This is a genomic window from Candidatus Kryptonium sp., assembly GCA_025060635.1.
Classification (GTDB): domain Bacteria; phylum Bacteroidota; class Ignavibacteria; order Kryptoniales; family Kryptoniaceae; genus Kryptonium.
The window spans coordinates 68,810-83,159 of the sequence record JANXBN010000004.1 but is presented as its reverse complement, the minus strand read 5'-3'; the positions used below and the strand labels follow the sequence as shown (position 1 = coordinate 83,159).

Annotated in this window: 11 protein-coding genes and 1 tRNA gene; 7 read left to right on the top strand and 5 right to left on the bottom strand. The window is 35.4% G+C overall.

All coding sequences use genetic code 11. The features are described 5' to 3' along the window. Position 1: 1 nt before the first annotated feature. Genes NZ923_06910 through NZ923_06890 form a run of 5 tightly spaced genes read left to right on the top strand, consistent with a single transcriptional unit; the run spans position 2 to position 6,368 of the window. A complete protein-coding gene (locus NZ923_06910) occupies positions 2–1,897 on the top strand; it encodes a S8 family serine peptidase (protein MCS7229748.1) in 1,896 nt (631 codons plus the stop codon). Beyond that, a complete protein-coding gene (locus NZ923_06905; GenBank protein ID MCS7229747.1) occupies positions 1,894–3,906 on the top strand; it encodes a PP2C family protein-serine/threonine phosphatase in 2,013 nt (670 codons plus the stop codon). The genes NZ923_06910 and NZ923_06905 overlap by 4 nt, the downstream gene beginning before the upstream one ends. 12 nt (positions 3,907–3,918) lie before the next feature. Then, complete coding sequence (locus NZ923_06900) at positions 3,919–4,317, top strand: STAS domain-containing protein (protein ID MCS7229746.1); 399 nt, start codon at positions 3,919–3,921, stop codon at positions 4,315–4,317. Beyond that, positions 4,295–4,765 (top strand): ATP-binding protein, encoded by a 471-nt coding sequence (locus tag NZ923_06895; GenBank protein ID MCS7229745.1) that lies wholly within the window; start codon positions 4,295–4,297, stop codon positions 4,763–4,765. Before NZ923_06900 ends, NZ923_06895 begins: the two co-directional genes overlap by 23 nt. Beyond that, positions 4,734–6,368: a PP2C family protein-serine/threonine phosphatase gene (locus NZ923_06890; GenBank protein MCS7229744.1), complete on the top strand. Its 1,635-nt coding sequence runs from the start codon at positions 4,734–4,736 to the stop codon at positions 6,366–6,368. The genes NZ923_06895 and NZ923_06890 overlap by 32 nt, the downstream gene beginning before the upstream one ends. Before the next feature lie 28 nt (positions 6,369–6,396). Here the strand turns inward: NZ923_06890 and NZ923_06885 are convergent, their stop codons facing one another. Next, a complete protein-coding gene (locus tag NZ923_06885) occupies positions 6,397–7,470 on the bottom strand; it encodes a PQQ-dependent sugar dehydrogenase (GenBank protein MCS7229743.1) in 1,074 nt (357 codons plus the stop codon). Between the two features lie 368 nt (positions 7,471–7,838). On the opposite strand from NZ923_06885, the gene NZ923_06880 reads away from it, so the two are divergent. After that, positions 7,839–7,912 (top strand) — tRNA-Asp (locus tag NZ923_06880). A gap of 4 nt (positions 7,913–7,916) precedes the next feature. Here the strand turns inward: NZ923_06880 and NZ923_06875 are convergent. The 4 genes from NZ923_06875 to rsgA all read right to left on the bottom strand — a co-directional run bounded on the left by NZ923_06875 (position 7,917) and on the right by rsgA (position 12,942). Beyond that, entirely contained in the window at positions 7,917–8,915 is a 999-nt protein-coding gene (locus tag NZ923_06875) for a flippase-like domain-containing protein (GenBank protein MCS7229742.1), read from the bottom strand. A gap of 18 nt (positions 8,916–8,933) precedes the next feature. Then, on the bottom strand, positions 8,934–9,566 hold the full coding sequence (locus NZ923_06870) for an outer membrane lipoprotein carrier protein LolA (GenBank protein ID MCS7229741.1): 633 nt from the start codon (positions 9,564–9,566) through the stop codon (positions 8,934–8,936). 4 nt (positions 9,567–9,570) lie between these two features. Beyond that, on the bottom strand, positions 9,571–11,949 hold the full coding sequence (locus NZ923_06865; GenBank protein MCS7229740.1) for a DNA translocase FtsK: 2,379 nt from the start codon (positions 11,947–11,949) through the stop codon (positions 9,571–9,573). A 69-nt stretch (positions 11,950–12,018) separates the two neighbouring features. After that, positions 12,019–12,942 (bottom strand): ribosome small subunit-dependent GTPase A, encoded by a 924-nt coding sequence (rsgA, locus tag NZ923_06860; GenBank protein MCS7229739.1) that lies wholly within the window; start codon positions 12,940–12,942, stop codon positions 12,019–12,021. Between the two features lie 269 nt (positions 12,943–13,211). Here rsgA and NZ923_06855 point away from each other — a divergent pair, with 269 nt between their 5' ends. Then, positions 13,212–14,327 carry a T9SS type A sorting domain-containing protein gene (locus tag NZ923_06855; protein ID MCS7229738.1) on the top strand — a complete coding sequence of 372 codons (1,116 nt, stop codon included), beginning with the start codon at positions 13,212–13,214 and terminating at the stop codon, positions 14,325–14,327. Positions 14,328–14,350: the final 23 nt, after the last annotated feature.

Genomic DNA, 14,350 nt, shown 5'->3' with positions numbered 1-14,350 from the left:
CATGAAAAAGTTTTTGATGTTTCTCCTGTTTCTTTCGCTTGCCATCTCGCAGGAAAAACAGCAAAAGTATTGGATCGTCTTTAAAGATAAGGGAATTTATGAAAATGTATCACTTGCAAAAGGTTCTGCAATTTACGAGAAGCTGAAACTTTCAATTTCGGCAAAAGCATATGAAAGGAGATTAAAAACAGTAAAAGACGAGAGAAAAGTTTTTGATTATTACGACCTACCAGTTTATGAAGGATATATTGACCAAATTAAATCGCTCGGAATTAAAATTAATGTTGTCTCAAAGTGGCTCAACGCTATAAGCGCATACCTTGATAGCAATCAAATAAAAAAAGTTAAAAATTTACCTTTCGTCCTTGAAATTAAACCAGTCGCTAAATCAACTAAAACCTCATTAGAAAACATTGAAATAGAAAATCCGCTTGTAGAATACAATTACGGCAATTCAGAACTTCAAGTTAGGTTTTCGGGTGTTAAAGAACTTCACAAAATGAATATAATAGGAAACGATGTGCTCGTCGGGATGATGGACACTGGATATAGGTTATCGCATGAATCACTTGAAGGAGTTCAAGTTGTAGCGCAATATGATTTTATTTTTAACGATACAATAACCGCAAATCAACCACAAGATTCACCAAATCAGGATTTCCACGGGACATTGACTCTTTCCGTTCTCGGTGGCAAAAAGGAAGGAAAACTTTATGGAATTGCGCCAGGGGCTAAATTTGTGCTGGCAAAAACCGAAGATATGAGAAGCGAAACACCCGTTGAGGAAGATAACTGGGTAAGGGCAATTGAATGGATGGATTCACTTGGTGTTGATGTCGTCTCAAGTTCACTCGGCTATATTGATTGGTATACTTATCAAGATATGGACGGGAACACAGCTAAAATAACGAAAGCAGCAGATATAGCTTTTCAAAAAGGGATCGTAGTTGTAAATTCCGCTGGAAACGAAAGAAATACATATTGGAGATACATCGTTGCGCCAGCTGATGGAAAATATGTGATCGCAGTTGGCGCAGTTGACTCACTTCGTAGGATCGCAAGTTTTAGCTCAATGGGTCCAACTTATGACGGCAGAATAAAACCAGATGTATGCGCTCTTGGAGTTTCCGTCTTCGGTGCCTCAACAAGTTCAAGAAACAGTTATGTATATGCCTCTGGAACATCACTTTCTTGCCCAATCGTTGCTGGAATATCTGCTTTGATTCTCTCAACACACCCCAGGTTAAGCTCTTTTGAAGTAAGAGATGCAATAAGAAATACAGCAAGTCATGCAAATAATCCAAATAACGATTACGGCTGGGGGATTGTGAACGGTCTTTCCGCAGCTCTATATCACGGTCCAATTATAAGTAATTTTCCAGAGATAAAACAAAGCATAAACGGATATGAAATCTCAGTTTACGCTTTATCAAGAAGCGGAATTAAAGAAGTTTCACTTATTGCAAATAATCAGAAGATCCAAATGAGACCCATATCAGAAAATAAATACTCCACAACTCTCGCTGTTTTACCTCCCACCATTACAATCTATGTGATTGACAACGAGAATAAAACCAACCTATTGACGAAAGTTTTTGATGCTGAACCACCAAAAGATTTTTATCTCTCCCCTAATTTCCCCAACCCATTTAACTTTCAAACCGCTTTTCTTCTCAGTTTACCGGAGCCGGCGCAGGTCAATGTCTCAATTTACAACTTGCTCGGACAAAAAGTTAAAATACTTGTTGATAGATATTTCCCACAACCTGTAAAAGATTTCAGAATCTTGTGGGACGGAACTGATGACTATGGTAGAAATTTGCCGAGCGGTATTTATTTTTGCAAACTTGAAACATCAAAATATAGAACCGTTCGCAAAGTTTTACTAATTAGATGAATGAACAAAACTCAAAAATATTCTCCCTCGGCCAGATTTTACTCGCTTTTGGATTTGCATTTACACTTTTAATTATAACGCTTGTTAAAAAAATTTTCCCTTTACCTGCATTTGAGTTCGCTTCAAACATTTTGTTTTCTGCATTGTTAATAACTTTGATCTTAATAGTCCAACCATTTGCGAAAAAATTTGAACACAATCCAGTTGACGGGACAAAGTTTATTTCAATTTTCCTTTTTCCACTTGTTGGGATTTCTTTCGCTTTTAAGAACATAATCAATATTCAAAGGGAAGGCGAACTTCCGACATTGCTTTCCTTCTCGGATATTCTCGCAAGCAACATCCATAATTTAATTTACATCTTCCTGACATCAATCGTTTTTTCAATCTTTCTTAAAATTCTATTTCACGAACGAAATCAGGAAGCGAAGATAAAATTTAGTATAACTCTTTTATATTTCGCGATCGCGGAATTTGCACGAGAAGTTTTTGATCTTCCTGGGTTGCTATCACAATTAATGGTAATAGTTCAACTGATTCTATTTGTCTGGACTTCTTTCAGGATTCCTTGGATAATAAGTTTATCAAAAAAAGATAAATACAGGATCTTGTTTTTCTCTTCCCTTGTTATCGTTTTCTCATTTCTACTTCAAAGCCCGTTTATCACAGGTAGCAGTGCGGAGAGTATGAGATATTATTCATCACTTTTCTTTTCTTTTGTGCATTTTTATCTGCAACCATTTTTAATAATTTATTTTTTCTTTGTTTTCGGTAGCACAATTTTTCATCTTCCAACAGGTGAAATTTACGAAAGAAAAATCGCAGAGCTTTCAACTCTCCAAAATATCGGTAAACTTGTCGCTCAAGTCCTTGACATAAAAGAATTTACCGAAACCGCTGTCAAAATAGCAATGGAGATAACAAACTCAAAATCAGGTTGGGTTGAACTTAAAATATACGGTCAAGACAAAATTTATGGAAGATCAGGGATTGAAGAAAGCGAAATGATAAATCTAACGGATAAAATCGCACAAATTAAAGAGGCGCATCTGACAAAATATCCTCAAGGTTTTCAAGTTGAAAAACTTAACGATAAAACTATTTTGATCGCTCCGCTTGTAGCTCACGGCAAGGTATCAGGCTACTTATATCTTTTGAAGGAAAATCAAAATTTTGTTAAAGATGAAATAAATCTTGCGCTTGCTTTCGCAGATCAAATCGCAATCGGTGTTGAAAACTCAATCCTAATTCAAGAATCTATTGAGAAAGAACGCCTTGCCCGTGAGTTTGAACTTGCGCAACAAATGCAGAAGAAACTTTTGCCTAAGGTTCTGCCTGAATCAGATAAATTTGAAATAGCAGCCTTATCCGTCCCAGCATTTGAGGTTGGAGGTGATTACTACGATTTTGTCTTTCATAGTGATGGAAACATATCCATAATAATTGCCGATGTTTCTGGAAAAGGTATATCAGCAGCGTTTTACATGGCTGAAATAAAAGGGATTTTTCAATCACTTGCAAAAATATATCCAGCCCCGCTTGATTTCCTTGTCAAAGCAAATGAAACAATTTACGGACACATAGATAAAAAATTTTTTATAACGCTTGTCTATGCTTATTTTGATTTGAAGAAAAATATCGTTCACATTGCAAGAGCTGGACATCTTCCGCCAATTTTAGTTAAAACACAGTGCATTAAACTACTTAAAATCCCTGGCGCCGGAGTTGGTCTTATGCCAAGCGCTCTCTTTCGCAAATTGCTCAAACCTGTTAAATTAAAACTTGAAAAAAATGACCTCATCTTGTTTTACAGCGATGGTGTAATTGAAGCAATGAACGAGGAAAACGAAGAATTTGGATATGCACGCCTTGAAAATCTTATAATTAGCAACACGGAATTGTGCGCTAATGAGCTTGTGCAATCAATTTTTAAAGAAGTCACAAAATATCAAGGTGAAATGAAGCAGATTGATGATATAACAATACTTGCAGTCAAATGGAAAAATTAACGGAGAAAAAAGATGGTTAAAAAAACCAAAGAGAAAAATTTTGAGGTAAAAATCAACCACAAGGATTCGTTTATTATTCTGAAAATGAAAGGTTATCTTGACGCTTACACTTCCCTTGAATTTGAAGAGAAAATGAAAGAAATCGTTGAAAGCGGGAACTATAAAATCATCGTAAATATGAAAAATTTATCCTACATAAGCAGTGCTGGTTTCGGGGTTTTCATGGCTTTCGTAGACGAAGTCAGAAGAAATGGCGGAGATATAAAATTTTGCTGTCTTCCGGAGAAAATAGATGAGATCTTTGAACTTCTCGGCTTTAAACATATCTTTGATGTCTTGAATGATGAAAATGAAGCGGTAAAATCTTTTGAAAAAGCAAAGGGCAAAAATGTCAAAAAAGGCAAAAAATAGAAAACTAATTATCACAAGCGATCTGAAAAATCTCAAGCTCGTCCGAGAGTTTGTGCGAGAAAGAGCAAGGGAGTTTGGGTTTACCGAAATTGAAGCAGAAAAAATAATCCTCGCGGTTGACGAAGTGTGCACAAATTCAATTAAGCATTCATATCAAAATAAACCAAACGGAAAAATTAAAGTTGAGATCAAATCTCGTGGCAATAAATTTATCATCGTTGTCTCATATGATGGCCTCCCATTTGATCCTCAAAAAATAAAAATTGAGCATCCAATTCAAAAATATAAAAAGACCGGCAAAGTTAAGAAAGGGAAACTTGGAATGTTCATAATCTATCAATTTATGGATGAAGTGATTTACACACGAAAGCAAGGTAAAAATGTGGTCATCTTAACAAAGCATTTAAGGCAAAAAGATGAAAAAAACGGAAGCCGTCTTCACACTTGACTCTGTTTTCAACCTTGGAAAAACGCTTAGCGATTTAAGCGATCCTGAGGAGATACTAAAAGTTTCAATCCTTTCCCTTATGGGTAAGCTAAAAATCAACAAAGTTGCGGGTTTTATTTTATCATCCACTGCTAAATTTAAACTTGTTTATTCAAGTGGGGTTAAAGTCGTAAATCAACTTAATTTGAGCTGTTCATCGGTGCCGCTGAACTTAACGAAATTAAAAACCGCTACAATTGAAAATTTTAATCACAAATTGAAAAGCTTTGTCAAAAGCAATGGATTTAATTACATTTTTCCAGTCAGATTGGCTCAAGTTCAAAAAAGGCAAAACGAGCAAATTTTTGGTTTAATTTTTATCAAAACCAAAAGGAAAAATTTCACAAAGTCGGAGATTGACTACATAAATTTCGTTTTAAACTTAACAGCAATTTCACTTAAGAACATTTTTTCGCTTATTGAGCTACGAAAAAGTATATTTAACTTGACCACGCTCAATGAGTTTATACAAAGCATCTTCTTAAAAAAGAGCGAAGAAGAAATCTTTACTTCTTTTGCGCTTATTCTAATCGGGCATTTTAAGGTTGACAATGTTATTGTCGCAAGAATTGAGAATGAAACGATGAAGATTTTCTCTTTTCCCGAAAACAAATCTTTTAAACTTGAACTTATCAAAAAAATCTTGCGTTTGGAAAGTTCCAGCGTTTTGATGAAACACCCAAATTTTCGCCTCGCCATAGCTAAAAGCCCGGGGGACTCAACAAGAAATTATGTATTGTTGCTCGGCTCAAAAAATCACAAGAACTTTGAAGCCGAAAAAATAGATTTAATAAAATCGTTTTTCACCTCTTTTATAAACGCAGTTGAAAACCTCAGAATGTTAAATTTTGAATATGATATCAAACTTGCTTGTGAGATACAGAAAAAACTCCTTCCATCTGAGATTCCAAAAGACAAGAGAGTTGAAATATATGCCTTAACAATTCCCTCAAAGATCGTTGGCGGTGATTATTACGATGTAATTAAAATAAATAGAGATGAATTTATAATCGTGATCGCAGATGTGTGCGGTAAAGGTTTGTCCTCCGCACTTCTGATGTCTAACCTTCAAGCTTCGCTAAAAAGCATTTTAATCTTCACTAATGATGTTAGAAAAATTGTCAATCTGCTCAATAAGGTTGCCATCCAGAACACACCTGCGGATGAATTTATAACGCTTTTCATATGCAAAATTAATTTAAGAAATTACACACTTGAGTATGTGAACGCTGGACATAACCCTCCATTTCTGTTAAGCGATGGTAAAATAAAATTTCTTGATGAGGGAGGAACCGTCCTCGGTGTGTTTGAAAGCAAATACAAATCAGAAAAGGTTAAAGTTAAACCAAGAGATATAATTTTTCTTTACACCGATGGGATCGTTGAGATAACGAATAAGTTTGGAACCGAAATTGGAATTGATGAAATAGTTAAATTAGTTAAAGCACATCAAAAATCAACGGCTAATAAAATCGGGAACGAGATCAATAAATTCATCAATGCTTACGCACAGAGAATGGAACAACCGGACGATATGACAATGGTTGTTGTAAAGTTCAAGTAAGATAAAATTTAAATGGCCTTAAACCAGATTATTTTTTAAAAACGATTTTGTAGATTTTATCGTCGCCTGGTTGTGGGTTTCCACGACCATCTCTATTGCTTGTCAAAATGTAAAGATTTCCATCTGGACCTTCTACGACATCCCTCAATCTCCCGAATTTTCCTTTTCTTCTATCAAAAGCAAACCATCTTTCAATTCGTATAACCTTATATGACATACCTGACTTTTGAAGTTTAATTCTTATCAACGCTTCGCTTCTTAAAGTTGCGACGAATAAATCACCTTTATAGAAAGTCATTCCAGCTGGCGGAGTTGCATCTTTCCAGACAACGATGGGATCAATGTAATTTTTTTCACCTGCAGCGCCGATTATTTTAGGCCAACCGTAATTTCCGCCCTTAACTATTAAATTAATCTCGTCATGTCCGAAACGACCAAACTCTCCCGATGGTCCATGTTCAGATTCAAAAAGATCTCCTGTTTCCGGATGCCACGCTAAACCCTGTGGATTTCTGTGTCCATATGAATAAATCGGAGAATTTGGAAATGGATTGTCCTTAGGAATTTCTCCATCTGGTGTCAATCTTAAAATCTTGCCATTAAGTGAATTTAAATCTTGCGCAAGTTCACCTTTGAAAATCTCCCCCGTTGTTATATAAAGCATTTTGTCAGGTCCGAATTTTATCCTTCCCCCATTGTGAAATCTTGCACCAAGTATGCTATCAATTATAATTTTATCAAAAACTCCCTTTTTTCCGTTGTCTCTTATCCTTATAACCCTATTGAAAACTTTTCCATCTTTATTTTCGTAAGTATACATCGCGTAGATATACGGCTTTTTAGGAAAATCTGGATGAACCGCAAGCCCCATCAATCCACCTTCGCCAGAATGCCTTACATCAATAATCATATACGGTTCAGGAACAAGTTTCCCATTTTCAATAAGCCGTATTCTACCTGGTCTTTCACTTACAAGAGCTCTACCATCTGGAAGAAAAACAAGAGACCATGGAATTTCAAGATTATCAATCCAGACGCTTACGCTAACATTATCACCATCTGGTAGATATATATCTTCAACTTCCTGTGGTTTTTGCCCCACGATTTGAAAACACGAGATGAATAAAATTAAACCGGCGCAGTAGATAAAAAATTTTGCTGACATCATGAAATCTACTTTTTTGAAAAGTTAATAAACATCACAACAAAAGTCAAAAACGAAAAATGCGGTTTTCAAACCCCAAATTCTCCATATTTTGAAATTCCTACAAGAAATGTTAAGAATAAAGTCAATGCCTGTTAACTCAAGATTGGCATCAGAAATAGTATGAACAAGGTTTTTGATCCTGGTGAATAAATAATCTGAAAAACTTTTCGCAAAAGATTTTGAGATAACTTCCCTTTTATTGTGCTTTTATTCAAAATTTGCATTTTTTAGATCGGTTGATTATATTTATTTCGGTTTTAAGAGGAGCCGTGGTGCAATAGGTTAGCACGCCAGCCTGTCACGCTGGAAGTTGCGGGTTCGAGCCCCGTCGGCTCCGCAATTTAATCTTGTAGGGCAAGTTTAATCTGTTTCCTCATCGCAAAGTAAAATCCAAGCAGTCCGTTTGTCAAATATCCAACCCCATGAGTTAAAACTGCATACCCTAATGCTATCTCATGTTTAATTCCATAAAGCCCAACAAGTGCTCCAGTTATAAATGAATGATAACTTCCCACCCCACCTGGCGTTGGAAGGATAAAGCCAACTGTTGAAACGACAAAAATTACAAGTGCTGTGAAGAAACCTATTTTTTCCCTTTCAATCTTAAAAGCAAAAAGCGGAATGTAAGCTGCAAAAATATAGGAAAGATAAATTAAAAAACTTAATAAAATAACTTTCCCGTAAACTCCCTTATGCATCAATGCCTCAAATCCCAAAATGAAAGATCCAAAAGTTTTTTTAATTTTCTCCTCAAGTTTCTTGCTGAACATGCCCGCAAGCTTACTTAGCAGAGCAATAAGTTTATTACGCCATATCAATAGAAAAACAATCAAAACAATAACAAAACCCGTAATTAAAGTGCTCACCAAAGCAACCTGCCCAAGCCACGGATAATGTTTTTCAAAAATCTTTTTATTCCACAACATCGCAACACCAAAAAAGAAAAGTGAAAAAATTATATCAAGGATGCGTTCAAGTAAAACACTTGCAAGACCGGAGGCTTTTGAAATCTTCTCATCCTTGCTCAATGTATAAGCTTTAACTACTTCCCCAGCTCGCGGAAATATATTGTTGGCAAAATATCCGATCATCGTTGCTTCAAAAAAATGAAAGAAAGACGTATTTGATTTAACAGGCACTAAAAGATACTTCCATCTCAAGGCTCTGCAAAAGTGAGAAAATAAAAGAACAAGGAATGTCAGAAAAATGTAAATGTAATTCACATTTTTAAAAACATTTAGAAACGCTATCCAATCAATTCCTTTGAAGGCGAAATATAAAAAAACCGCCGCAACGCCTATCCCGAAAACAAACCTGAACAAATTCTTGAGATTGATCATCAGGTTCTAAATTTTGTTTTATCTTAAGTCAACAACTCTAACATCCGGCGGGACGGAAAACTTAAACAAGCTATCATCAAGCCCAGAATTTATCTTCACACTCTTGACATTATATGTTGTAACGGTTCCGTTTATATCTGTTATCTCAACTTTTACTATGTTCAACTCTCCTTCAACGACCCACACCTTGGCTGATTCAATCACTGAATCGTCGTTTTTAGGAGTTAATTTAAGGACGATCACTTTTTTATCGTTCATCTTTTCAGATTTCAGAATTACAGGAATGTATTCGTCTGAAATTGAAAGTAGAAATTTCTCAGGAGATAATGCGTTTTTATCTTCTTTGTATTTGTCAATGATGACTTGTTTATTGATTTTTGAATAAAGCCAACTTGTACTTCCATCGGTCACAAGCGTTTGTTGTTCAGTTTCTATCCGATATTTATTTTTCTTTTTAAAATAAAATGTCCCAGAAAAAGTTTGCTCAAACTTTGACATTCCATATTTCAAAGATTGTTCAAATCTCACGACAGCATCATCTATCGTTGCGTATTTTTTCTTCAATTGTTCTACAATTTCCTTCCCGGATTGTGCGAACACAAGACTGTATAGCGAAATCAAGAACAGAAAACCTTTGAAGTAAAGTTTCATAGTTTTACCTGTTTCTTATTTGTTTTAAAATTTCTTCAAGTTCAAGTTCACTCTCAATCAACACCTCTCTTGCTTTGTTTCCTTCCATCGGCGGACCTACGATTCCTTCTCTTTCAAGTTGATCAACGATGCGTGCTGCTCTCGCATAACCTATCTTCAATTTTCTTTGCAATAGTGAAGTTGATGCTTGTTTATATCTTACGACAATCTTTGCAGCCTCATCAAATAGATCGTCAAATTCATCACCACCACTAATCTGAACCCTTTGCCTTTCTAACACCGATGGTAGTTTATAAGGTTCGTCATATCCAGGTTGAGAAGCTATGTATTCAACGATCCTTTCAACCTCTTCAATTGAAACGAAAGCGTTTTGAATTCTTATCGGTTTAGTTGCTCCAGCTGGTAGATAAAGCATATCTCCGCTTCCGATCAATTGTTCAGCTCCGTTCATGTCAAGAATGGTTCTTGAATCAACTTTTGACGCAACTTGATAAGCAATTCTGGTCGGGAAATTTGCTTTGATCAATCCTGTTATAACATCAACGGAAGGTCTTTGCGTTGCAATTACGAGATGTATACCAACGCCTCGCGCAAGTTGAGCAAGCCGAGTTATTGGTTCTTCCACATCAGTTGATGCAACGAGCATCAAATCAGCAAGCTCGTCAATTATGACAACAATATATGGTAATTCATAATGTTGAACTTCCTCTGTGCTTTTTATCTTCCCTTGTTTTACTCGCTCGTTATAATCTTGAATGTTCCTAACACCAGCTTTTGAAAATTTATCATATCTTTCGTTCATCTCAAGAACTAAACTTTTTAAAACGAGGACCGCGTTCTCAGGCGTAGTTATTACTTCCTCATCAACATCTGGGCAAACAGCGAGATAATGATTTACAAGCTTGCGGTAATTTATGAGCTCTACTTTTTTAGGGTCAATGATTACAAACTTCACCTCGGATGGAAGAAGTTTATAAAGCAAGCTAACAATAATAGTGTTTATTCCGACGCTTTTACCTGAACCAGTTGCTCCACCTATTAAAAGATGTGGCATTCTCGCAAGATCATCGCAATAAATCTCTCCAGATATGGTTTTTCCCATTGCTATTGGGAGAATACCGTTGAAATTTTTAAATTCGGGTGAATCTATAACACCTCTTATTCTAACAATTGCGGGTTTACGATTTGGGATTTCAATTCCAACTGTTCCTTTACCAGGCATCGGAGCTATTACTCTTATTCCACGAGCTGCAAGTGCAAGCGCTATATCATCTGCAAGTGAAACGATTTCCCTTACCTTTACATCAGCTGCTGGGACGATCTCATAAAGAGTTACAACTGGACCAGGGGTTATACTTATCTTTTCAATTTCAATATCAAAATTTGCGAGTTTATTTCTCAAAAGTTCAGCATTTGTATTAAGTTCTTCCTCGTCTGCTACAGATTCGCCATCTTCTGGATCAAGCAATTCAATTGGCGGAAGTTTGAAATCAAGCTTCTTAGTGTGATGTTTTCTTCTTGGTTCCTTATCTAAATCTGAAAACTGTTCTTTCGCATCTTCGCTTTTTACTTCAACTCTTTCAGGTTTTCTTTCAGTTATCTCCTCTTTTAATCTTACATCTTTCGGCTCGGGCTGTAAGATCACGACTTCGGTGGGTTTTTGAACTTGCTTTTGTTCAAGTTTTTGTAATTTCAGCTCAGATGGTTTTTTAAACTTTTCTTTTCTTTTTTCAAATCTTAATCTCTCCCAAAATGTTGAGATCTTGTCCCCAATGTTCACCGCAATACTGTAGTAGTTAATTTCCACAACAAGACCAATGAAAATTAAAAAAGAAACGAGAGTTATAAATATGCTTCCAAGTTCACCAAAAAGTTTTATCAAAATATCGGAGACATAAAGACCAACCATACCACAGATTTCGCTTCTGAATGCATCCGTTCCAAAAATCAGCTTTAAATTTCCAAGAAACACCGACAAAAGAAACGAAAAAATTAAAATGTAGAATGTCCATCTCACAAGATCTTTTTTATCCTTGTCAAAAAACAAAAAGATCCCCCAAAAAATTAAAATTAATCCCATAAGAATTGAAGCATAGCCAAAGGTATAATTTATCACGAAGAAAGAAACTTTTGCTCCGATGAATCCAAGCCAATTATGTGTTCTTTCAAGCTTTTGTCTTACCTGCTCATCCCCTGTTAAGATTTTGCCTATTTCAGAGATTGAGACGAGATTTGCCTGATCTTTGGGGGTATAGGATAAAATACTCAAAATAAGAAAAAAGCCTAAACTGAAGATTAAAACGGCGAAACCTATTCTATACCGTGAGAAAAAATTTTTATCTTTCCTTTTTCTGTAGTCAATGTTTCTAGTTTGCGAGGTCATTTTAAACTCGTTGATATAAAATTTCTACTCTTCAAAAAATTACTCAAAAAACGCATTTATTGCAAAAAATTAATCCTCCTCAAGCGAGTTCAATATGTTCACATAACTCATATATCTACGCTTATCAATCTTCCCTGAGTGCACCGCATCTTTAACGGCGCAATCGGGCTCGTGAGTATGCGTGCAATTAGAAAACTTACACATCTCAATGAACTTTCTAAACTCTGGAAAATAAAATCCAAGTTCAGGTTTTTCTATTCCAGCAAGCCCAAATTCCTTCATACCAGGAGTATCCGCTATAAATCCGCCAAATGAAAGAGGATGAAGTTCCGTGTGCGATGTCGTATGTCGCCCTTTGCCAGTTTTTTCGCTTACCTCTGTGGTTCGCACATTTAAACCAGGCTCAATCGCATTTATTAAAGCAGATTTCCCAACACCAGATTGACCTACAAAAACGCTTGTTTTATCTTTAAGTATTTGCTTTAAAATGTCAAGTCCTTCGCCAGTTTCAGCGCTTGTTTTTATAATCTCATAACCAGCTTTTTTATTATAAACTCTGATAAAGTCGTTAACCTCTTTCCACCTTTCTATCAAGTCAATCTTGTTAATGCAAATTATCGGTTTTATGTTGTTTCTCTCGCTCGCAATAAGTAATCTGTCCACAAATCCCCAAGGAACATGAGGCATATTAAAAGAAGTTACAACTATCGCTTGATCTATATTTGCTACTATAACATGCTCAAGTTCTTTTTTACCAACAGCTCGCCTATAAAGTTTATTAAACCTTTCAAAAACTTCCTCAATCACACCAGACCCATCTTCAAGAACTCTAATTTTAACATTGTCTCCAGCCACAACTGGACTCGTGCTCACTTTATCCTGAAGCCTAAGCTTACCCCTCAATTTACATTGAATAATCTTATTATCAACCTGAACATTAAATATAGCCCCGTGAGCGCTGATGACCTTTCCAATCAAAACTTCATCTTTCATAATGCTTTTTTCTTAAAAATTAACGCCACAATAGCAAAATTCAAAATTAATTTTTGAGGTTCCCAAAGCTTCAAAAATCCCTTTCAAAATTACACGATTTTATTTGTAAAAAATACAAAACTGAATCTTCAAATTACCTCCTCGCTGTATATCGTGCTAAATTTTGATTGTTTTTCAAGATTTTTATTTTGAATTTTGAAACCATTTAAGTTGGCACTTTAATTGTTGCAAATTCTTGTGGAAGATCAAAAAATTAAGGTATAGCAAAAATGCTTAAAAGAATTTTCAACATAATCGTTATGATAGCAATTGCCGTTTCCCTGATAAATGCTCAAAATTTACTGTATTTAGAAAAAAATGATATATCAAGCTCACAAAACATAGAAATAAATCTTGTCCTCTCAAACGCCGATACAGTTGCAGGAATACAGGCAACTTTAAAATTAAGTAAGGCGATTATCAAACTTGATACGATCATTGTTTCAAGAAACGACCTTTTATTTAAATATTACTCTCCCGATAGCGTTACAACTAACTTTATCTTCTTTGCAAGCGCAGGACATGAATTCAAACCCGGAAAAACGACAATTGCGAAGATAAAATTTAAAACTTTAAACTACAATCAGAATGACAGCGTAAGTATAAATTTTGAAAACCTGCTTATGATAGCCCCGAAAGCTCGGAAGCTAAATGCAACAGCGCTTGGATTAACATTTAAACTTGAAGATGGGAAAAATAAGGATGCAGGGATAAAATTTAACATTAGTTATTCATCAATTATCGTCTGGTTAAAAAATAGCGAGCGAGTAAAAAAACTTTCAGTTGAGTTTAAGCTCAAAAATGGTTCAGTTGCTGAATTTGCTTCACTTATGCCAAGAAGCGCCGGATTTATGAAAATGAATTACGAGATAAAAAACGATTTTGTTTATATCAATTTGTCCGCAAAAGATTCAAATGGTCTTGATCCAGGTGAAGGTGACATATTTTTCATAACGGGTAAATTTAACAGCACAGATGATATTGAAATTTTGAAGATTGAAATCCTAAGCTCAAACGGAACAATAATGATCCCCAATTTTAAACTCATCACAACCGATATTTATCCTATAAACTTTAAACTTGAACAAAATTATCCAAACCCATTCAACCCAGCCACAACAATTAAATTTATAATCCCCAAGGAAACAAAAGTTCAGATTGCCGTATTTGATATAACTGGAAGGATAGTTAAAATTTTAATTGATGAAAAGCTACCCGCAGGCGAGCATTTCATAGTTTGGGATGGAACAGATAAAAATGGAGCAAGAGTAAGTTCAGGAACATATATTTACAGGATGATAACCAACGAATTCGTAGATTCAAAGAAAATGATATTTACAAAATAAAGAGGGGCGGTTATTTCCGCCCC

Bases quoted from the DNA above. Each gene is read 5' to 3' on its own strand.
- NZ923_06910 (MCS7229748.1), top strand. From the start codon at position 2: ATGAAAAAGTTTTTGATGTTTCTCCTGTTTCTTTCGCTTGCCATCTCG.
- NZ923_06905 (MCS7229747.1), top strand. From the start codon at position 1,894: ATGAATGAACAAAACTCAAAAATATTCTCCCTCGGCCAGATTTTACTC.
- NZ923_06900 (MCS7229746.1), top strand. From the start codon at position 3,919: ATGGTTAAAAAAACCAAAGAGAAAAATTTTGAGGTAAAAATCAACCAC.
- NZ923_06895 (MCS7229745.1), top strand. From the start codon at position 4,295: ATGTCAAAAAAGGCAAAAAATAGAAAACTAATTATCACAAGCGATCTG.
- NZ923_06890 (MCS7229744.1), top strand. From the start codon at position 4,734: ATGAAAAAAACGGAAGCCGTCTTCACACTTGACTCTGTTTTCAACCTT.
- NZ923_06875 (MCS7229742.1), bottom strand. From the start codon at position 8,915: ATGATCAATCTCAAGAATTTGTTCAGGTTTGTTTTCGGGATAGGCGTT.
- NZ923_06870 (MCS7229741.1), bottom strand. From the start codon at position 9,566: ATGAAACTTTACTTCAAAGGTTTTCTGTTCTTGATTTCGCTATACAGT.
- NZ923_06865 (MCS7229740.1), bottom strand. From the start codon at position 11,949: ATGACCTCGCAAACTAGAAACATTGACTACAGAAAAAGGAAAGATAAA.
- rsgA (MCS7229739.1), bottom strand. From the start codon at position 12,942: ATGAAAGATGAAGTTTTGATTGGAAAGGTCATCAGCGCTCACGGGGCT.
- NZ923_06855 (MCS7229738.1), top strand. From the start codon at position 13,212: ATGCTTAAAAGAATTTTCAACATAATCGTTATGATAGCAATTGCCGTT.